Here is an 18,335-nt window from a genome sequence, read left to right as displayed (position 1 = left end):
CGCTCACCCTTTCTTGCTAACTTTTTTCAAGTACTTCTTTTTTAAACGTTGGGAATTTTTTGTTTGTTCCTCTTTGAATTCGTCCAGTTGCTCGGAAATCCCGTTGTATAAATCAAAGAAAGCGTTTAACCATGCGTTGATGTCTGGAATATCCGCATACAACGTATCGAATGTTCCTTCGCCTAACATGACGTCATACCCTTTTGCTAACAACTCTTTGTACGGCTCTAAGTCCAAACTATCTGCATCGTCTTCATTGGGCCCTTCAATCGAATCTACTTCTTTTTCAAACGCTTCATAGTTTTTTTGTACCTCGATTAAATGTTCTGGTGAACTATTAAAGAAAAATTCATGTCCTGCTAAAATAACCGGAAAACCAGTTCGTGCTACGTTAATCTCTAATGCTTTCATTTAATTACCTCCATAAAAAAGGACAGCAAGCAGCTGCCCTTTATATTTATATAGTTATGCTGGATTATTTAACGTTAAAGTGTGGGAATCTGTTTTTTTGCCGTCCTCTGTTGTTCCTGTTGTCGTATAAACTCCAGCCGGGACATTCTCATCCCAAATAATATTCCCTTTCTCAGAAACAGTAAGACCTTTGACCTCAGGCGTAATCTTGTACTTCACTTTTTTATTTGTTGCATCCTCTGGTTTAACAGTTACGGTTAATTGCCGATTACCGGCGGCACCTGCATCAGCAGTTGACGTTTTAGGAGAAAACTCTAAACCAGTTACAGCAATTGGCAATGTTTTAAACGCTGAAATATCTGTAAAGTTTTGACTTCCTTTAGCCGAAACTTTATATGTCCCTGCCTGCACTTCAGTATTCGGCGCAATTTCTGTAATCTCTAGTGGAGAAGCACCAGATACAATTTTTTCTTTACCTTTATAAATTACATATTCTTTAGTCATTTCCGATCTTCCTCCTTCATATCAACGATAACCCCGCTTGTCGTCGGCGTTAGTTTACCGACTTGCGGGGCTACGCTTTTTTTGGTGTAATCGTAGGAAGAGTATCGAATTTAATAGAACAGCTAAATTCTTCAAATGCTGTCGCATCCCCCGCACCGGCTTTAATATCCGTTACCGTAGCTCGGCCTATATAAACATCACCGTTAGTCATAATGATCTTATGCCAAACTTTACGAGCATCCCCTAGTTTATATTTTTTTCTAGCAATTAATTGTTGCGCAGGGTCTTCTGCATCGTAAACCCCTTCTGGTGAGTATGCGCCAGATACCGATATTACAGTCGTTTCTGGTGTACCGTCGCCATCATAGAATCCTGTGTCGTCTGTCTCTTCATCTGAATCGTCACTAATACTAGAAATATATTTTGCTAGTCGCAACCATTCTGTATCTTCCGAAGGAGCTGTTTCTTTCCCTGGTGTATATTCAGCGATATAGTGTTCACGTTTCGCATTTTTTTCACGTGCAAACATTTGGATATCCATTTTTAATAACATTATTTTTCCCCCTTGAATGTGGTTAATTTTGCTTGAAAATCTAATAAAAAAACGAACCAACCTTGTTCATCTGCTTCATTGATGAAAGGTCTGTTCGTTATTGTTAAATTGTTATACTCAAAAGAGCTATCTTTACTTGGTAGTTCTTCAATATTTTCTAATATATCCGATAGCAGCCATAACGTATGCTCTATCTTACCACCGTCTTTTGATTTCATGGCAATTTCATAGTTTAACAACTCGTCTTTGATTCCGTCATAATATTCGGTTTCTACCTTACCGCCCGGTAATGGGTATATCACTAAACTTTCTAGTGCTGAAAGGTATCCTTTCCGGATATTTAACGGCAAATTAGGAATCTGGTTTATCTTTTCATTTAAACAATCAAGAAAATCCATTACTTAATACCCGCTCCTTTCAGAAAAGCCCGTTTCCACGAATTTAGATAAGCGCCTTTTGCTTTTAAATCCCATCTTGGCCCAGTACCTGGTGTGGTATATTTTTTTCCGTTCAAATAAAATTGACGTTTCGCGTATTTCGTGCCGTAAATAATCTTTTCACCATTGCTTGATAAATGAACGCTTTGCCTTAAAATATTATTCTTTCGTGGTACAAATTGGTTCATATCTGCCATCGCTTGATTACCCAGCGCATATCTGCCTCGTCTCATTGCCTCAGGGCTTACTTTGGTTCTTACACCGCTTAAATTTACCTTAATCCCCATCAGACTACCTCAATCTCATAAGAATAAATAGTGGCTGCTTGATAGGCTTCTATGACAGTATCAATTTTAGTGATTACGTGTTCCTTACCATCATAAATAACCAATGATTGTTCTTTGAATTCAGGAAAGGGCATAGTCAATCCGTGATAACAGAAAATCAATCCGTTATAGAGCAGCTGTTTACCGCTTGATGAAAAGGTATATTGGCTTCCTCTGTCAATTCGGCAATACTCAATAAGGATCGGTTCCTTGTATACTGGCTTGTTCCAATCGCCTTCCCCTAAGTACTCTTTATACTCAAAGGAATCAACTAAGAACTTTTTGGGTGGCTTTGGCATTAGCATGACGAAACACCTCGATATAACAAACCTGTACCTTCCAGATACAAATAAACGTCTTCGGCAGTCAACGACTTACTTTCGTTATTTCCAGAAGGATTGTAGCGACTGGAATTAGAAATACTCGTACGGCCTGCTGAAAAGCTTTGAGGGGCATTGTTGATACTTTCATACGTATCCGCACCAACATCGACAAAATACATTATTTGCGCACACAGAGCGAGTTTAAACTGTTTCACTCTAAATTGCCTAGAATCTTTCGTTATATCATTGAACTGATAAAAGTAATTCGTTACATTATCAATCGCTGCGGTGGCTTTTACTAAATATTTGTCAAAGTTATCTTTATATTCATCTGTGGCGCCTGTAAGCTCTTTAAACTCTTCAAAATCAATATAGGACATCTTAGATTCCTCCTAAAAAAGAAGGAGACTAAGCTCCTTCTTCCATTTCAATAACTACCCCGCTTGTTGTCGGCGTTAGATTACCAACTTTCGGGGCTACGCTTTTGGGACATATGACACATAAATAGCTTTTTTCGCATTATCAAATACAATTGCATCATAGTAATCCAAACCTTTAATTGTATCACGGTAACCACTACGGTCTTGCGAAGCTGGCACAGTATCAACTGTCCCATATTTGACAATTGGCGCAACTGCAGTTAAAGGAACAATGATAAAGTTTAATTTATCTTCAATGTTCACACCTGAGAAACGGTCTTTCGCCACTTTTAAGATGGGCACGCCACCGTCAATTTGAGCTACTGTGCGATTAATACCATTGATTGCCATTTGGTTAGTAGAAAATGATTTTGTTACCCCTTTGGCATTTTTTAGCAAGCGATAGGTTGCTGCCGAAACGAACATTACATATCCGCCAGGAACTTCGTTGTCTGTCATATATTCTTCTGCAGCATCATAAGCCGCTAAAATATTGTCTTCTGTTAATGTTTCATTCACTTTTTTTTCAGCACTATCAAACATTACTTGTACTGCTACTTTGTCACGATGCGGTACAGTGACTAAACGCTTGTGCTCTGTCACAATGTTATTAATCGTTAACGCTGCACTTTCAGACTGATCTAATTGATCGACATCATAACCAAACCAGTCTTCATGCGTTAATTTGATTGTTTCTTTGGCGATATCAATTTGGTTACGTGCATTTTCCCCATTACGTTTGTATTGCGTTGCTTCCATGAATCCTGACATCTTATTCACTCGTACTTCGTTCACGCCTACAAAATCGGCTGCAGTGATACTTTTTGCGCCTTGCGTCAAAATATCCCATACTTGGGAATCTGCGCGATATTCTTTATCAATTGTTGCTAAATCTTTTGAATCTAATACTACTGCCATAATTATTCACCTAATCTTTCTTGAATTTTTTGTACAATGCTTTTTCCACCTGCTGCATTGCCTGCAGGATTTCCACCAGCCAAAATTTGAGGAGTTGGCGGAGTTGGTTCAGGGTCTTTTGCTTCTTGAAACAAGAATGATTTATTTTCTTGAAGTCCCTTTAATTGTTCTTCAAAGCCTTGTAACTTACCGTCAACAACTTTAATAGTGTCTTTATCTAAAAGACCAAGAACAATCGTTTCATCAAGTGCATTCGCTTCTTTTAAAGCCAATTGAATGGCAAAGTCTTTTTGTTGTTCGGCTAATTGGTTTTCAGAATTGGTTTTCGCCTCATCGAACTTCGCTTGTAAATCGGCCAGATTTTGAGATAACTCTTCGTTGCCTTGTGCTGATTCTTTTAAGGCCGTCAATTCTTCTTGATTCGCTTTTAGTTCTTGTTTAGCGCTGTCACGTTCACTCTCCGCGGTAGCTACTTGCGCATTCAGTTGCGTAACTGTTTTCCCGTGTAACGCCATAATCGACTTTGCAGTTTCTTCCTCAATGCCTAATGCGATTAAATCCTCTTTTTTCATAAATCTGTTCCTCCTAAGTGTTTTTTGAGTGGCAACTCCCACTGTGAGCCGTCTTTTTGAGACTTCCGAGCAGGTCTAGGTATAAAATAAAAAGCCTAACGGTAATTAGACCTGTTTTCTTCTCTTTTTAAATATTCTTCGTAATCGGCATCCAATCGATCGTAGGGGTCTGAATCATTAAACACTTCATATTTCTTTTTACTTCTCGCATTTTGAACTACTTTTTTTCTACCTGTGTTTTTAGCTAATACATTTCTAGCAACTGGTTTTACACAATCCCCTAAATAAATTTCTTCAACAATATGTTCAACATTTAAATAATGCGGTCTATATACCATTTTAGAACCTCCTAAAAATCGTCGTAACGAAAATCTTTTAGTAGCGTATTTACCGGGGTGTAAACTTTTTCACGGGCATAATTTCTGCCTAAATACTCATTAGAATCTACTAGTTCTCGTAGTTTCGCTTGATTTGCTCTTACTTTCTGTTGCCATTGCTTGGCGTTGTCAGTCTGTCCTAATGCTTCAGAAACCATTTGATTCTTTTTGAACTTAACTATTTGGCGTTCCAGTTGCCGTTGACGCTTAGTCAATTGAGCAACTTTTTCATTTTCTTTTGTATCAACTTTCGGTTGATTGTTCGTGTTAACGCCAGGAATAAAAGGGATGTGTAAATGATTGCAGTTTACTCCCCGATGGCCTCCAGCGGTTCCATATTCAGCTTGCCAATAAGGATCGTAGATACTTTTATATTTGCTGCTACTAGGAACTATCCTACGTAAATCAACCACATGGTCTTGAATCTTTGAACAAGCTTTTCTAGCCCCCACATGGCTAGTGACAATTACAGTATGAACGCCATATTCACTCATACGGTCTGTTCGCAACTGGTTAAAGGTATTTCCTAGTGTTGACTTCAAAACAGTTCTAATGTATCTTTCCAAGCTCCATGTATGACCACCTTTATCTATAAAAGTGGACTTAATCCCTTTTTGCGCCCATTCTTGCAACGTACGTTCTAACGCTTCCTCAAACGTAAATAAGCCGCTATTAAATGCAGCGACTGTCTTATTAATGATTTCATTGTACATTTGAGTGGTAACTGTTCCATAACCAAAGTTAGTGGATAACAACGTTTGATTTACATAGTTGTTAATATCAGACCAAACTTGGTCATGATAGGCTTTCATGATATTGTCTAAATCGGTTGGCATAGGCTTTGGATCATACGGCAATTCTTTATCCAAGTCTTTTACAATCTTTTGCCCGGTGCTTTCAAACATTCGCTCTATTTCGGTTTCAGCAATGCCCGTTACTTGAGAAATAACTTTCGCTGTTTCTTTGTTAAATAAATGCAGTTCTTGTAACTTTTCTCTTTGCCAATCTGATATATCATCACTGCCATTTTTTAAACGCTTAACGATGATTCGTATTAATTCGCCCTCTAACGATTGGTAGAGGTGTGACATGTTAGAGGACCATAAATCTAATTGATGAGGTGTAATCATTATTCCTCATCTCCTAGCTCTTTACTAATTCTAAACTCTTCAATTTCAGATGGATCCAACCCAGCTTCTTCTTGTTGGATACGTTGATACCATCTGATAGCTTCTTCATCTGTCAATTTGAATATCCCTTTTAGCGCTTCTGTAACTGGTACTAACCCAGCTATTTTCGCTTTGCTGAAAAATTCTAACTTTTGGTCTAAATTAGAAAAAATCCCGTCATCAAAGTCCACGCTGATTTCCTCAAAGTTAGGTATTTTACCTGTGTACAACGACTTTCCTTGGTATATAGTTCTTTTTGCTAATTCTAGTGTAGAAACTACCAAGCCCTTGATGAACTTTTCTACTTCGTTACACTGCATGTTACGCGTACGGTAAGTTAACGAGTTCTCACTTGCTACCTCTGTTGCAGTTTTCACGGATTTCCCGTCGAAACTAAACGTACCAACACTAAGTTGCATTTGCATTTCTAATGTTTTCATAAACTGATTGATAGCCGAAATGTACTGTTCTGTTCGAATATCGTTTGTAATGTCTTTAATTAGTTCACTGTCTTGTTCCATTCGCATTGGTCGATAGATATTAACATCTGGATCAAAAATCGGCTTCATGCTGTTCCCTTGTTCATCTGGATGATAATCGAGTACATGGTCACTTACAATAACTGTTCGCTGCCCCATTCGTATCTCCCAGTTAAATTGATCATACGCATCGTTGATTTGCTTGAGCGTATTTACCGAATTGTCACATATACCTATCCCTAAAGGACTGTACAAACTAAAGTTATTAAACCCGGCTGGTTTTAAATAATTAAACAGCGGTTTCTTCATGTCTGTTATGTTCGCTGATTCTGACAGCCCTTCATATTGCCCGTTATAGCCAAGTTGTACCCTCTTGCCTATCTTGTTCGCTTCCTCTGAACGGTATAACTCATTGGTAATTTTTACATTCCCATTTATCCATTCGTGGAATTCTAAAAGCGTATAGTACACTGCCTTACTATTTTCAGTTTCGACCGTTTTAAAAAGCATTACGCCCTCGGAAACTCCGTTTGTTGTTGAACGTAACGGATAAAAGGCATTTGCTAACGCCCAAGAAAATTCCATTTCACCAGTATTCATATCGACGTAAGGACGTATCGCAAGACCACCTGCCGCAAACATTGGTTCTAAATACCTTGTCATATTCTTTTTAAAATCATTGTGTTCGAATACGTGTTGTATATATTCATTTGCTTGTTCATCATCTACTTTAATGTCTACTTGTTCATTAAAGACTAAACTAGCCATCATTTCTGCAGTTAGTTTTCTCATGTTTAAAGCCATATACTTACGTTTTCTTATTTCGTTATTCGAATTGACATATTCAATAAAGTCATAGTCGTTTCTATACTCTTTAAAATCTTGTTCAATCCGTTGTAATTCTAATGGGTCTATGTTTACTTTTGGATGATCGTTAATGCTCGTTAATTCTTGCCCAGTCAATGCATAGCCTCCTTTCTTAAACAATCCTTTCACGGCTTCAATAAACTTCATTAGCGCTTTAACCTCCAATCTCTTGCGTTGTCTAGGCATGCATACTTGAAAGCATCCACGCTATGGTCAAATTCTTTAATTACTTTCGGGTCATCTGAATTTAAATAGCGTTCATCAAATTGGTATCGTTTGTGTTCTTCAACAAATATTGTCAGATCATCACAATTAGGCAATCCTGTTTTAAGCGTAGATTTCAAACAATAAAAACGCCCTTGCGCTAATAAGTCATGGACGTAGTCAATCATATCGATATTCTTTTTCTTTGCTACAGGGTGCCATCTTTTCCCGTAATCTTTAAAGTATTGATTCCTCAAACCGCCTTCTGCACTATCTATTGTTCGCTGCATAATTCGGGCATTCCCAACAGAGGCATGCTTAGAGGTTCGTTCGATGAACTCGTGTAACTCTTTTGATAAATCACTCGGCGCCTTTTTTACCGTCTTTCCTTGTGGGCTGTAATAATACATGTTAAGCAATATCACATTTCCCTTAGCAGTTAGACCAAAGCACAAGCAAACGGTTGCTGATGTTTGATGCCCCACGTCAGTTGCGTAATATAAGCCGACTATTCTATCATCATCCGGTAACGCATCAAGTTCATGAAAGAGTTCGATGTTGTAAACATTTGTTCCAAGTCCTACAGGCTCGCCTAAGTATAAATACCTGTAGTAATCAATGTCGTTTTCTTTTATGCGGTTAATGTCTTCTAGCATTTGATCTGTTACAAACCCTAGTTCATCGTTCAGATAGCTAGATTCGTGAACCAGATAGTTTTTTTGCCCTTTTAACGCCTCTGACCATTCATTAATCCATGAATAAGGGTTTCTTGGTGGGTTATAACTCCAAAAGAACTGGACCGTATCAGCCAGTGGGTGTTTTTGTCTCATAAAAGTAGTATTTGACTGATCAAATTCTTCGGCGTTTTTAAACTCGGCCGCTTCCTCATACCAAACAGCAATAATGTTGCCAATATCATTCGATTTCAATTTCTGAAAATCGTCTTGGCCATAAAAATAGAACGTGGAACCTGTCTCTTTGTGCGTAATTTTAAAGGGCGATACCGTACAAGTGAACTGATCCATCAAACCAAACTTATTTAACGCCCATTGTATTTTTAAATAGACACTATCACGTATTGTATTAGCCACTTTACGAATAACAACTACGTTCGCCTTCTCGCCTGTCAAAAGATATTTAATCATCATATAAACCAGCAATAACGCAATAACCGACGACTTAAACGAATTACGACCGCCTTTTAATATGTTATACGGTTTTTTCGATTTCCAAACCGATTTAAAGTGTGGGTTCACTTCTTTCTGAATATGAATTTTACTCATCTTCATCGCCCCATTCATCAACGATGGTGATAGACATTTTCTGATGGGTCTCTTTTGGAATCTCACTTTTTAGTTTAAGGATTTGGGTATCAATTAATTCTAATTTTGCTCGTCGTTCATCGGCTTCGTCTGCGATAGCTACAAATTGTTTAATTAAATTTGATAGTGCCCCCATTGCTCGAGATTGGGCGGCTAAAAAGTTCGCTTGTTTATCCCACGCGTATTGAACTTGCATAGTAGAACTGCTTCCGCTTTCGCCAGATGACCAACCCGACTCCTCTTTTGAGATATCTCCGATATCATTGACATACATAATCTGTTGTGATCGGATAATGGCTGTATATTGAATCATAATGTTATTCCAAAGGATATCTGCCGGTTCTGATTGGGAAACGGTCTCCATTATCTCGATTGTCTCTTCCGGCATCCACTTAGCAAACAGCCCGTGTTTAACTGCGTTCTTATTACCCTTAGGAGGTGAGCCTCCCTTGTTGCCTTTAGCGTTTTTATTGCCTTTAAGCGTATCGTAACGTTCCGTTTCAATCGGAGCGCTCCGTTTCATTGTAGTGTCCCACTTATCTTGAGATTTCCATTTTCTAATAGTGGAATCTGTAACACCTAATTCGATTGCGATATCTTTTAATTTCTTTGTTCCTTCAGATTCTAACCAAAGATGTTTTGCCTTTTCTCTATTTGGATTTCTAGCTCTAGCCATACATTTTACACCACCTCGCCATCTGTGTTCGTTTTGTAATTCATCTGTATTTACTTATATTCTCTTGTACATGTTTGTCACTCCAACACCCATGACCGCAATATACCAACTTGCAATAGTCAATTTCTTGTGGTGTAGCTTCTCGTGTCATCTCTATAATGGAATAGGACTTCTTAATCTGCACCGACATTACTACCCGTTTATGTTGGTTTTTCATTGCTTTTGGGTATTGATGGTTCATGGATATGTACCAATAATTATCCATCCTTCATTCCCTCCAAACAGAAAAATAATGATACTAAATCATTACTGACTCTAAAATCAACTATTTGTTTCTTTTCAATTCTTCGAAAGGTATGGTATTTTTTCGTTTGTTCGACCAGTTCACATGCCATACCAGGCAAACAATAGTTGATATTATTTAAGACTAAACGTTTCTTTGCGATCATGGCTAACACCTCTTTGTAAATTTATGTACTAAAAAAGACCACACCCTGACGTGTAGTCTTCCTATCTTCTAGTATCAGGCTAGTTGCCACTTTTTCCTATTTCCGTAGGCAGGCTCGTGTACTTGAAATTGTAAATTAAACTTTTTGCATAATTTTACTGGTATCAGTATATCACGATTTATCAATGGCGTTTGTCACAACATTGTCACCTCTTTCGATTTTCTTCAAAATTTGATTGTGTTTATTTCTAATATAGCCGTAACTATGGCCGAATTCACTCGCAATTTGTTTTAAAGATAAGCCTTCGATGTATTTTGCTACTAGAATTTTCTGATCAAGGCCTTTGAAGCTGTAAACCAATCTTCGCAGATCATAGATAGAGTTCATTTTCCAAGCTAAACGTTTTTCAAGGTCTTCTATGATGTCCTCTAACTTAGATGCTTTAGAATCCTTTGTTAGCGTATATCTTCCTAAGTCCTCTGGATCACACCATCGCTCTAACTCACTTTTATAAGTGTCTAATTCCCAATCAAGGTAATAGATTTCTTGTTCTAACTTTTGGTAACTATTTAACCATTCATACAAAAATATTACCCCCTGTATTCCTCAATTTTGGCTTTAACGGCTGCCATTAGGGCTTCTTGCCCCACTTCTTTTGTTTGAAGTGCTTTTATTACTTGTTCGTCAATGGTCCCTTTTGTTACTAAGTGGTGAATAATAACAGGTTGTTCTTGTCCTTGACGGTCCAATCTGGCATTGGCTTGTTGATAGAATTCTAAAGACCAGGTCAGGCCAAACCATACGATAATATGGCCGCCTTTTTGTAAATTTAGGCCGTGGCCTGCCGACTGCGGATGGGCCAAAAGCAACGGGATTTTTCCCTCGTTCCATTTTTGAATATCTCCCTCAGCCACATTTAAAACTTTTGCTTGTTTAAATCGGGCTAGGATTCTTTCTAAATCATGTTTGTATTGATAAAAGACTAAAATTGATTGCCCTTGTGCGTCCTCTATGATTCGTTCTAGGGCATCTAGCTTGCCTCGGTGTATTTCTCTGCCGTCGCCGTTCTCGTCGTATATAGCGCCGTTAGATAGCTGTAACAGCTTGTTGGATAGTGTAGCCGCGTTACTGGCTACGACGTCCGACTCTTCTAACTCTAAGACATATTCTCGTTCTAGTTCTTTGTATTGTTTCCAACTGCTATTGCTTAGTTCAATTTCGACAATATTTTCAGTTCTAGGCGGTAAGCTCAAATGGTCCTTCGCTTTCATACTCACGCAAATATCGCTAATTTTGTCGTAAATGGATTCTTCGGCTCCTGGTATTAACTGCCAAGAATAAACGATATGCCCGTTTTTTTGTGCGGGTACAAAATATTTATTTCGATACTGGGTGATGGTTTTGCCCAGCCGTTCGCCCTGATCCAATAAATACATTTGCGGCCATAAGTCTAAAAGGCTGTTAGGGGAAGGTGTGCCAGTTAATCCGATAACCCGCTCCATGAAGGGGCGTACTTTCCGTAACGCTTTAAACCGTTTGGCGCTACTTGACTTAAAACTGGATAACTCATCAATGATTACGGTTTTAAACGGCCACTTGCGTTGATAGTAATTGACTAGCCATTCCACATTTTCGCGATTGATTAAATAAACATCCGCTTTTTTAAATAAAGCTTCTTCTCGTTGCTTTGGACTACCTAAAACTTTTGAAAAGGTTAGGTGTTGCAAGTGGTCCCATTTTTCAATTTCATCAGTCCAAGTTTTTTCTGCGACTGATAACGGTGCAATAACCAAAACATTCTCGATAATTTCAAAGGTGTTTAACAGTTCATCTATTGCCGTTAAACTGGATAATGTTTTCCCTAGCCCCATATCTAACAATAGTGCACAGTAAGGATGATCAAGAATAAAATTTTTTGAATACTCCTGATATGGGTGTAATGTTGCTTTCATATTTTACAGCCACCCCAATTCCTCGAATAGAAAAATGATGTAATCCGCTTCTTCTTTTGTGTAACATCGCCACACAGAATGCCCTAAACCTCTAAGTTTTTCAGCTATTTTCATTTGAGACTTACTTACAACGCCGCCTTTAGGTCTTTTCATTTCGACTGTCGCTATCTTACCGTTTGGTAAAAACACTAATCTGTCCGGTACGCCCCTAATTCCGGGCGAAGTCCATTTAGGACACCACGCGCCTTTTTTCTCAACTCTTCTTTTGAAGTATTTCTCTATATCTGTTTCAAGTTCCATTTTTTGCCTCCTTGTCTGTATCCTAAGTATCCCTCGCGCACGCGAATAGATTAAATACCCTATTTTACATATATACATATACGTCCTATATATGTATATTAACTATTTCTATATATGAATAGATATTATGGATACAATGGATACTTTACCTTTCAAACCCTTAGGGCTGTTGATATAAAGCCGTATCCATACCCGTATCCATGCCATTTTTTTATGGATACAGTGGATACGCTCCTACTTTTTACTGTATCCATTCCTGAAAATTTATGGATACAGCAGAAACGTTGATTTAATAAGGTTCTTACTTTTAGCTGTATCCATAATCGTATCCATCATTCACATCGGGTAAATGCCGTTTGCAGCCCATAACCTGGGCCAAATCTCAACCTACCTCTACTCAATTTATATTTTTCCCAACCTGATAAATGGTTTAAAACTTGACGAATCTCTGCAGCTTTTGCTGGATGAATATTCTTAGAATCACCGTTGTACAATTCATTCCAAACCTCTGCTATACATACTTTGTTCCTAACAATATCGCCTTCTTCCTGAATATCGGTGCCCCACCCCTGAATATACTCTCGTCTTTCTTGCTTACTTCGTTTGTACCAATCTTCAGTTATTGGGATATCTAAATATTCAAGGATTTCGCCTTCCATACTCGAGGTTTCCGTGTGCATTTCTTGGGCTTCTAGTGCTAGTTTTTCTTGTTCGTCTGTTAAATACAAGGGCTCTCCTGCTTCCCATAGTTCAACAGCTTCTGCCCATATCTGATTACGCGTTCCGTCGGTCATTTCCCATACTTTATCTTTAATTGGTTGAATGCCGACGTCTACTGGCCAAAAACGCCGATTCCCTGTTTTATCTCTCAAAAACTCGTTATCGTTCGTTGTTCCCCAAAAGACACAACGGCGTTTAAAATAGGACTTATGACGGCCATAGGCCACACGAAAAATATCTTCTTGCTTGCTAATAAAATGCTTGGTAGCTTCAATGTCTGCTTTTTTAGTTGCTGACAATTCGCCCATTTCCATAATCCAAACACCTTGTAACGCTTCGTAGGAATCTTTCCCCGTCACACCTTCTAAGCTGTTAGAAAACCAGTCTCCTGCCAATTTTGCAGGCAATAACGTTTTCCCTATTCCCTGAGGTCCGCTGGTCACCAGCATATAGTCAAACTTAATCCCTGGCACAAAAATCCGCCCCACTGCAGCCGTTAGAAATTTTTTCGTAACTACACGATTAAACAGCGTATCTTCTGCACCTAAGTAGTCAATTAGCAAGGTTTCTACGCGAGGCACACCGTCCCATTTTAGTTTTTCAAGGTATTCTTTTACGGGATCATACGAGTTTCTTTCAATCTCTTGGACTAATGCGTCATCAATTTTACCGCGGCTAACAATGCCGTAAATCTTTTCGATATAAACGCGCAGTCCTGCATCGTCGCTGTCCTTCCACATCTTGTCTTGGTCTAGCTTCCGCCATGGCAGGTTACCCTTCACCTCAATACGATTAGAAAAGCTGTTCATAAAGATTTTCTTTTTAAGGTTTGGATCATTTAGCATAATAACTTCTAAATTTTTCGCAGAGGCCATAATTTGACCGTATTCATCGATTTCGAGGTCTAACTTTGTAAACCAGTCTTTGTCGTCCTCTTCCAATTCGTCTAGTTCGCCGTCAAAGTCTTCTAACGCTTGTGACAATCGTTCACTTTGAATCAAGGTCTTAACTTGCTTGTCTTCCATTGCGAACTCTCGCATCGCTTTAAATGACGGATAACGATCAATCCGCGTCGTCGGTTTGACGTCATCGTCTAAATCGCCAAACAGATGAATGCGGACAAGATCAAAGGCGTTAACCAACTGATCGCCCACTGGGTCCGTACCGTGATGGGAATAAGCGAACTTATCATCATAAATCACTAATCCGCCACTAGTTGAGCCTCCTAAAAACGTCCAGCGGTCATCGTGCCCTGTTGGTCCGTAGATGTCGGGTAAAAAGGTTTCAATTGCCGAAATAATGTCGTAAGAACGGCAAAACGCCCCAACAATTCCCTTTTTCTCTAACGGGTCCCCCGCTTTTTTCGCTTGGCTTTCACGGATTGAATGCCCCCGAGAACTTTCAGGCCAGAAACTAGAGTCTCGCCAGTCTTCGTATTGGCTTAAAATCTCGTCAGGATCTACCCAAGGTAAATCGATGTTGTCGGTGAAATATTCCCCGTCTATAGAATGGCTGGGCCAATACATTAAACGTTCCGCCTGATAGGTCGTATCGTCGAAGTTATCCATACCGAAGAACTCCGCAAGCTTTCTCGCTAGGGGTTCATATTCTTCGGTAGTTACGGGGCGACTTAACGGAATAATTAGCCGATATCGAGGGCCTTTGACTAAATGGCTGTGTGTCGTGTAGATAGCCGCCGCATGGTCAAATAACAGCTGCACATCATCCCAAAAGTCTAACGTTGTACTGTCGGCATCTAGTGTGACAAGGCTTCGCTGTTGGGCGTTCCCTCTTTTTCGTCGCCCTTCTTTCAGCCAACCACCAATAAACGCCCCAACATCTTTAACCTCGCCTTGTTTCGATTTTGGCATTTTTTTATAGTCCTCGACAGTCTCCTGTGTCACCGTTGGTGTCTTTAATCGTTGGATAAAATCAGACCACGACATCTGCCGATTTTTCCATTTTTTCTCGGTTTTTGATGTGCCAATTGCAAGATGGATTTCACCATTGTACGCAAGTTTGATGTTTTTTTCTGGCTGTTCCATCGTCACGCTTCCTTTCTAGTATCGCTTCATTACAAAATATAAACAATCAAGCCATCCTTTTTGATAGTCACTTGTAGGTAATTTCAACTCGCACTTAATTGCAGCTCTCATCGCTTTAAGATATCTACGTTCACCAACAATGTAGCCTAACAAAAAGTAAAGTACTAAAGCTAGTATAATTAAGATATCTTCCATTTATTCGTCCTCTACTTCCGAAATATAATAAAACATGTGGTGACTTCCGTAATCAATAGTCGCACGATTTCCAGTGTTCCAGTGCCGAATGTAACGTGGAGTAAATTCATTTTTGTCCCACCAATCATAAATTGATTGTAAGGCGTCTTGCAATGTCTCGAACGTTCCATGTATATTTATTTCGTCTGTTAGTCTGTTTTCCCAACTTACCTGATATTTCATTCCGTATCAATCCCCACTTTTTCACCTTCGTAGCCGTTATCAATCGCATTCAATAGTTTTACTTTATTTTCTGGATGTAAAAGCCAACCCTCAACATCGTCAGTTATCAATGTATATTCGTTGTAATATAAGCATTCTAACTGTTGACCCACGAATACCATGAATGCAGCACCAGAACTTAGTTTATTATCACTAATTCTACCCTTTAAACCATCAAGCCAATCTGCCACAAATTTCGGCACCACAACCTTTTTCGATTCGCTTAGCTCCTTTACTAATTCCTGAATGTGGCTTAAATGAACAAATCGATCGGTGTCGTTCATTTTCTTATTCATCAAATCTGTTGCTAAAGCACTAATTTTTTGTAGTTCGGTTAGTTCACTCACTCTGTTTCCCTCCTAGTCTTTCATATAATATTTGGTCTCAAATCCTTCGGCATTCAACGGCAATCCTTCCGCCCACTCAGGGACAACAGACATGATTTCGTTCATCTCTTCGATGGATTTCTCACCGTCTGGCACTTCGGCTACTGCCTCATCATGTACATGGAAAACTATCGGATAGCCCTCACGTTCAAGTCGTAGCATCGCTTCTGCTAAAACATCTCTTGCTGTTGCTTGGACGATGTTTTCCACCAATTTACCGCCGTACGTTTGCTGTTTGGTAAACATGACTTTATCGCCTTGACCCTCATAAAAAACGGCAGGTCCATAATCTCCTTGTTCCAAATGAGCTTTGGCATAGGCTAACTTTCGCCCACTTGGTAACTGAATAAATAAGAAACCCGCTTTTTTGTAGAACTTTAATCCTCTAGGCCCTTTTTTGATGCCGCCGTTTTGCAGGCAGTCAATCACAGCTTTTTGGGTTTCATGCCAAAAGTTCTTAATGCGTTTATTGGCTGTGCGCCAACGGTCCACAATATCTTGTAATTCGTGTTCTTCAATACCGTTTTCTAGTGCGCCCATCGCTTTAAGTGCCCCGGGGCCTCCTTGATAACCAAGCGCCAATGTAGCCACTTTTCCACGTTGGCGCATGTCTTTGCCTTCGTGGCTTTTCCAGTCATAGTCCGCTACGTCGCCTAAACGGAACATCTGCGCTGCCGTCGCCTCGTAAATTTTTCCGTGTGTGCGGAATACTTCGAGCACCCAATCTTGTTTTGCGTACCACGCGATAACCCGCGCTTCAATCGCTGAAAAATCAGACACGATGAAGCGATGCCCTTCTTTGGCGACTAGCCCCGTTCGGATAAGCTGTTTCAATGTGTCTGGCACATCTTCATACATTAATTCGATGCCTTCCACGTCTTTTTCTTTTACAAGTTGACGGGCAAAATCAATCTCACTTAAATAGTTTCTAGGCAAGTTCTGTACCTGTAACAAACGGCCCGCCCATCTTCCTGTACGGTTGGCGCCGTAAAACTGTAAGATGCCATGAATGCGATTGTCCGAACAACGGGCGTTATCCATCATCAGATATTTTTTTGTGCTTGAATTGGATAAACTAAGGCGCAATTTTAGTACCTCCGCCACATTCTCGGGCAGGTTTCCTAAAGCTAACGCTTTTAACACAACCTCTTTTCCTAACTTCTCGAAAGGTGTTCCCTGTTCTTCTAGCCACTTTTTCAGTTGGGCTAAACTGTTAGGATTTTCCAATCCTGTTAATGCCTTCATTTCGTTTAGTCCTACTTCACTTAAATCAGCCATAATGTCTATAGCAGCCGTTGCCAATTCGTGGTCAATTTCTGCCCCTCGGTCGTTGATTCGTTGATCCAGTGTGTAAAGCTCCCATTCACTCTCAGGAACAGGGAAAAGATTCAACTTATTCGCAATAGCTAACTGTGTTCGAACGTCTTGAGCATTGTATTCACCGTATAGTTTCCACTTATCTGGGGCATGTCCCGGCAGGTTTCTAATACGCTGATCATTCGTTTTAGTTGGTTTACATGGCTTAGAAAAGTAATTAATCAGTTGAGTTCCACGTGTATCTTTCTGTTGTTCAATACTCAAATATTTAGCGCATTGTCCCAATGAAGCCGGTAGCCCTAATTCTTGTGCATGAACCATTACATCGTACCAACCTTCTGGACTTATAAATTCCTCTGTCATCCATCCATGTTTATTAAAATAACGAGATAGACAAATCCGTTCAAAAGCGGTATTCCATGCCCAAAAATCAGCCTGCTTATCAAGAATCCATTTTTTTATTTCTTGAGGAAAAGCTTCTCTTGTAAGATCCACTGTAACAATTTCACCAAAATCAATTGAATAGGATAAAAACAAAATATCGAAGTCCGGGCTATCAGAATAGCGATATGTTCCATATTTAATATCAACTGAGCTAAACGTTTCTAAATCTAAGTCAATTCTCATAACGCATCAATCCAGCCGAATGTTTGCCCAGTATTTATTCTATTTATACATCTAATCGAAACACCATATTTTTCAGCTAATGATTTTTGCGTTTCACCATGCAAGAGCTGCTCTTTTATCGTTCTTACCTCAGAAAGGTCGAACCTATGAAACTTCTTCCCATACCTATAAACATCAATATTATTTTCTGATTGTGTTCCGTAGGCAAGATTTTCAAAACGATTATCCCAAGGCATGCCATTAAGATGCCGTACTACTTCGCTCTCCTCAGCTACTCGATAAAAAGTCAACATCACTAAGCGATGAATATAGTGTTGCTTGCGATCATCCAAACGAACTACTAAGTGACCTTGCTTATCTCCTTGGTGACCTTTAAAAATTTTTCCCTTTATGAGACGACCCTTAGAAATCCTATCCAGACCTCGCACCCTACCTAGGGTACTAACTTGGTATCGTCCTTCGAACTCAGGTATATCTTTCCAAATCTCCATTTAAATTTCTCCTTTCAAAAGAAAAGGGGCGTTTC

At 39.4% G+C, this 18,335-nt stretch carries 24 protein-coding genes; all 24 read right to left on the bottom strand.

Annotated elements, in window-relative coordinates; translation table 11 throughout:
- Positions 1-3: 3 nt before the first annotated feature.
- Positions 4-411 (bottom strand): hypothetical protein, encoded by a 408-nt coding sequence (locus IGJ41_RS01530; protein ID WP_438713734.1) that lies wholly within the window; start codon positions 409-411, stop codon positions 4-6.
- Between the two features lie 54 nt (positions 412-465).
- Positions 466-915, bottom strand: coding sequence for a phage tail protein (locus IGJ41_RS01525; protein WP_438713732.1), 450 nt, complete (start codon positions 913-915; stop codon positions 466-468).
- Positions 916-985: 70 nt separating this feature from the next.
- Positions 986-1,468: a phage tail tube protein gene (locus IGJ41_RS01520; RefSeq protein WP_438713730.1), complete on the bottom strand. Its 483-nt coding sequence runs from the start codon at positions 1,466-1,468 to the stop codon at positions 986-988.
- Positions 1,468-1,866, bottom strand: coding sequence for a minor capsid protein (locus IGJ41_RS01515; protein ID WP_085406301.1), 399 nt, complete (start codon positions 1,864-1,866; stop codon positions 1,468-1,470). The genes IGJ41_RS01520 and IGJ41_RS01515 overlap by 1 nt, the downstream gene beginning before the upstream one ends.
- A complete protein-coding gene (locus IGJ41_RS01510; RefSeq protein WP_002410129.1) occupies positions 1,866-2,192 on the bottom strand; it encodes a minor capsid protein in 327 nt (108 codons plus the stop codon). Before IGJ41_RS01510 ends, IGJ41_RS01515 begins: the two co-directional genes overlap by 1 nt.
- A complete protein-coding gene (locus IGJ41_RS01505; protein ID WP_016635120.1) occupies positions 2,192-2,536 on the bottom strand; it encodes a putative minor capsid protein in 345 nt (114 codons plus the stop codon). Before IGJ41_RS01505 ends, IGJ41_RS01510 begins: the two co-directional genes overlap by 1 nt.
- Complete coding sequence (locus IGJ41_RS01500) at positions 2,530-2,934, bottom strand: hypothetical protein (protein ID WP_438713727.1); 405 nt, start codon at positions 2,932-2,934, stop codon at positions 2,530-2,532. The genes IGJ41_RS01505 and IGJ41_RS01500 overlap by 7 nt, the downstream gene beginning before the upstream one ends.
- A gap of 96 nt (positions 2,935-3,030) precedes the next feature.
- Positions 3,031-3,891 carry a hypothetical protein gene (locus IGJ41_RS01495; protein ID WP_016635118.1) on the bottom strand — a complete coding sequence of 287 codons (861 nt, stop codon included), beginning with the start codon at positions 3,889-3,891 and terminating at the stop codon, positions 3,031-3,033.
- A 2-nt stretch (positions 3,892-3,893) separates the two neighbouring features.
- Complete coding sequence (locus IGJ41_RS01490; RefSeq protein ID WP_063855942.1) at positions 3,894-4,463, bottom strand: phage scaffolding protein; 570 nt, start codon at positions 4,461-4,463, stop codon at positions 3,894-3,896.
- Positions 4,464-4,558: 95 nt separating this feature from the next.
- A complete protein-coding gene (locus IGJ41_RS01485) occupies positions 4,559-4,801 on the bottom strand; it encodes a hypothetical protein (RefSeq protein WP_016618524.1) in 243 nt (80 codons plus the stop codon).
- A gap of 11 nt (positions 4,802-4,812) precedes the next feature.
- The gene (locus IGJ41_RS01480) at positions 4,813-5,970 is read right to left on the bottom strand and encodes a phage minor capsid protein (RefSeq protein WP_438713724.1); all 1,158 of its coding nucleotides are present in this window, start codon (positions 5,968-5,970) and stop codon (positions 4,813-4,815) included.
- Positions 5,970-7,502, bottom strand: a complete 1,533-nt coding sequence (locus tag IGJ41_RS01475) for a phage portal protein (protein ID WP_438713722.1) — start codon at positions 7,500-7,502, stop codon at positions 5,970-5,972. The genes IGJ41_RS01480 and IGJ41_RS01475 overlap by 1 nt, the downstream gene beginning before the upstream one ends.
- The gene (locus IGJ41_RS01470) at positions 7,502-8,842 is read right to left on the bottom strand and encodes a PBSX family phage terminase large subunit (protein ID WP_438713720.1); all 1,341 of its coding nucleotides are present in this window, start codon (positions 8,840-8,842) and stop codon (positions 7,502-7,504) included. The genes IGJ41_RS01475 and IGJ41_RS01470 overlap by 1 nt, the downstream gene beginning before the upstream one ends.
- The gene (terS, locus tag IGJ41_RS01465; protein ID WP_438713718.1) at positions 8,835-9,557 is read right to left on the bottom strand and encodes a phage terminase small subunit; all 723 of its coding nucleotides are present in this window, start codon (positions 9,555-9,557) and stop codon (positions 8,835-8,837) included. Before terS ends, IGJ41_RS01470 begins: the two co-directional genes overlap by 8 nt.
- A 40-nt stretch (positions 9,558-9,597) precedes the next feature.
- Positions 9,598-9,822 carry a hypothetical protein gene (locus IGJ41_RS01460; protein WP_438713716.1) on the bottom strand — a complete coding sequence of 75 codons (225 nt, stop codon included), beginning with the start codon at positions 9,820-9,822 and terminating at the stop codon, positions 9,598-9,600.
- Entirely contained in the window at positions 9,815-10,006 is a 192-nt protein-coding gene (locus tag IGJ41_RS01455) for a hypothetical protein (RefSeq protein WP_438713714.1), read from the bottom strand. The genes IGJ41_RS01460 and IGJ41_RS01455 overlap by 8 nt, the downstream gene beginning before the upstream one ends.
- A 171-nt stretch (positions 10,007-10,177) precedes the next feature.
- Positions 10,178-10,591: a sigma factor-like helix-turn-helix DNA-binding protein gene (locus tag IGJ41_RS01450; protein WP_438713712.1), complete on the bottom strand. Its 414-nt coding sequence runs from the start codon at positions 10,589-10,591 to the stop codon at positions 10,178-10,180.
- 5 nt (positions 10,592-10,596) lie between these two features.
- Positions 10,597-11,958 (bottom strand): DEAD/DEAH box helicase, encoded by a 1,362-nt coding sequence (locus IGJ41_RS01445; RefSeq protein ID WP_438713710.1) that lies wholly within the window; start codon positions 11,956-11,958, stop codon positions 10,597-10,599.
- A gap of 3 nt (positions 11,959-11,961) precedes the next feature.
- Positions 11,962-12,258, bottom strand: a complete 297-nt coding sequence (locus tag IGJ41_RS01440) for a VRR-NUC domain-containing protein (RefSeq protein ID WP_185954524.1) — start codon at positions 12,256-12,258, stop codon at positions 11,962-11,964.
- Positions 12,259-12,590: 332 nt separating this feature from the next.
- Positions 12,591-15,023, bottom strand: coding sequence for a VapE domain-containing protein (locus tag IGJ41_RS01435; protein WP_438714614.1), 2,433 nt, complete (start codon positions 15,021-15,023; stop codon positions 12,591-12,593).
- Positions 15,024-15,218: 195 nt separating this feature from the next.
- Positions 15,219-15,440, bottom strand: a complete 222-nt coding sequence (locus tag IGJ41_RS01430; protein ID WP_438713708.1) for a hypothetical protein — start codon at positions 15,438-15,440, stop codon at positions 15,219-15,221.
- Positions 15,437-15,826, bottom strand: a complete 390-nt coding sequence (locus IGJ41_RS01425) for a DUF1642 domain-containing protein (protein ID WP_438713706.1) — start codon at positions 15,824-15,826, stop codon at positions 15,437-15,439. Before IGJ41_RS01425 ends, IGJ41_RS01430 begins: the two co-directional genes overlap by 4 nt.
- 12 nt (positions 15,827-15,838) lie before the next feature.
- Positions 15,839-17,809, bottom strand: coding sequence for a DNA polymerase (locus tag IGJ41_RS01420; protein WP_438713704.1), 1,971 nt, complete (start codon positions 17,807-17,809; stop codon positions 15,839-15,841).
- Entirely contained in the window at positions 17,806-18,300 is a 495-nt protein-coding gene (locus tag IGJ41_RS01415) for an NUMOD4 domain-containing protein (protein ID WP_438713702.1), read from the bottom strand. The genes IGJ41_RS01420 and IGJ41_RS01415 overlap by 4 nt, the downstream gene beginning before the upstream one ends.
- Positions 18,301-18,335 lie beyond the last annotated feature (35 nt).

The sequence above is a fragment of the Enterococcus sp. DIV1537a genome (genome assembly GCF_051712085.1).
In the GTDB taxonomy this organism is placed as follows: domain Bacteria; phylum Bacillota; class Bacilli; order Lactobacillales; family Enterococcaceae; genus Enterococcus; species Enterococcus faecalis.
This window is presented reverse-complemented; position numbering and strand designations above follow the sequence as displayed.

What these genes read in the sequence shown, in the direction of transcription:
- IGJ41_RS01530 (WP_438713734.1), bottom strand. Translation starts at nt 411, where the DNA reads ATGAAAGCATTAGAGATTAACGTAGCACGAACTGGTTTTCCGGTTATT.
- IGJ41_RS01525 (WP_438713732.1), bottom strand. Translation starts at nt 915, where the DNA reads ATGACTAAAGAATATGTAATTTATAAAGGTAAAGAAAAAATTGTATCT.
- IGJ41_RS01520 (WP_438713730.1), bottom strand. Translation starts at nt 1,468, where the DNA reads ATGTTATTAAAAATGGATATCCAAATGTTTGCACGTGAAAAAAATGCG.
- IGJ41_RS01515 (WP_085406301.1), bottom strand. Translation starts at nt 1,866, where the DNA reads ATGGATTTTCTTGATTGTTTAAATGAAAAGATAAACCAGATTCCTAAT.
- IGJ41_RS01510 (WP_002410129.1), bottom strand. Translation starts at nt 2,192, where the DNA reads ATGGGGATTAAGGTAAATTTAAGCGGTGTAAGAACCAAAGTAAGCCCT.
- IGJ41_RS01505 (WP_016635120.1), bottom strand. Translation starts at nt 2,536, where the DNA reads ATGCTAATGCCAAAGCCACCCAAAAAGTTCTTAGTTGATTCCTTTGAG.
- IGJ41_RS01500 (WP_438713727.1), bottom strand. Translation starts at nt 2,934, where the DNA reads ATGTCCTATATTGATTTTGAAGAGTTTAAAGAGCTTACAGGCGCCACA.
- IGJ41_RS01495 (WP_016635118.1), bottom strand. Translation starts at nt 3,891, where the DNA reads ATGGCAGTAGTATTAGATTCAAAAGATTTAGCAACAATTGATAAAGAA.
- IGJ41_RS01490 (WP_063855942.1), bottom strand. Translation starts at nt 4,463, where the DNA reads ATGAAAAAAGAGGATTTAATCGCATTAGGCATTGAGGAAGAAACTGCA.
- IGJ41_RS01485 (WP_016618524.1), bottom strand. Translation starts at nt 4,801, where the DNA reads ATGGTATATAGACCGCATTATTTAAATGTTGAACATATTGTTGAAGAA.
- IGJ41_RS01480 (WP_438713724.1), bottom strand. Translation starts at nt 5,970, where the DNA reads ATGATTACACCTCATCAATTAGATTTATGGTCCTCTAACATGTCACAC.
- IGJ41_RS01475 (WP_438713722.1), bottom strand. Translation starts at nt 7,502, where the DNA reads ATGAAGTTTATTGAAGCCGTGAAAGGATTGTTTAAGAAAGGAGGCTAT.
- IGJ41_RS01470 (WP_438713720.1), bottom strand. Translation starts at nt 8,842, where the DNA reads ATGAGTAAAATTCATATTCAGAAAGAAGTGAACCCACACTTTAAATCG.
- terS (WP_438713718.1), bottom strand. Translation starts at nt 9,557, where the DNA reads ATGGCTAGAGCTAGAAATCCAAATAGAGAAAAGGCAAAACATCTTTGG.
- IGJ41_RS01460 (WP_438713716.1), bottom strand. Translation starts at nt 9,822, where the DNA reads ATGGATAATTATTGGTACATATCCATGAACCATCAATACCCAAAAGCA.
- IGJ41_RS01455 (WP_438713714.1), bottom strand. Translation starts at nt 10,006, where the DNA reads ATGATCGCAAAGAAACGTTTAGTCTTAAATAATATCAACTATTGTTTG.
- IGJ41_RS01445 (WP_438713710.1), bottom strand. Translation starts at nt 11,958, where the DNA reads ATGAAAGCAACATTACACCCATATCAGGAGTATTCAAAAAATTTTATT.
- IGJ41_RS01440 (WP_185954524.1), bottom strand. Translation starts at nt 12,258, where the DNA reads ATGGAACTTGAAACAGATATAGAGAAATACTTCAAAAGAAGAGTTGAG.
- IGJ41_RS01435 (WP_438714614.1), bottom strand. Translation starts at nt 15,023, where the DNA reads ATGGAACAGCCAGAAAAAAACATCAAACTTGCGTACAATGGTGAAATC.
- IGJ41_RS01430 (WP_438713708.1), bottom strand. Translation starts at nt 15,440, where the DNA reads ATGAAATATCAGGTAAGTTGGGAAAACAGACTAACAGACGAAATAAAT.
- IGJ41_RS01420 (WP_438713704.1), bottom strand. Translation starts at nt 17,809, where the DNA reads ATGAGAATTGACTTAGATTTAGAAACGTTTAGCTCAGTTGATATTAAA.
- IGJ41_RS01415 (WP_438713702.1), bottom strand. Translation starts at nt 18,300, where the DNA reads ATGGAGATTTGGAAAGATATACCTGAGTTCGAAGGACGATACCAAGTT.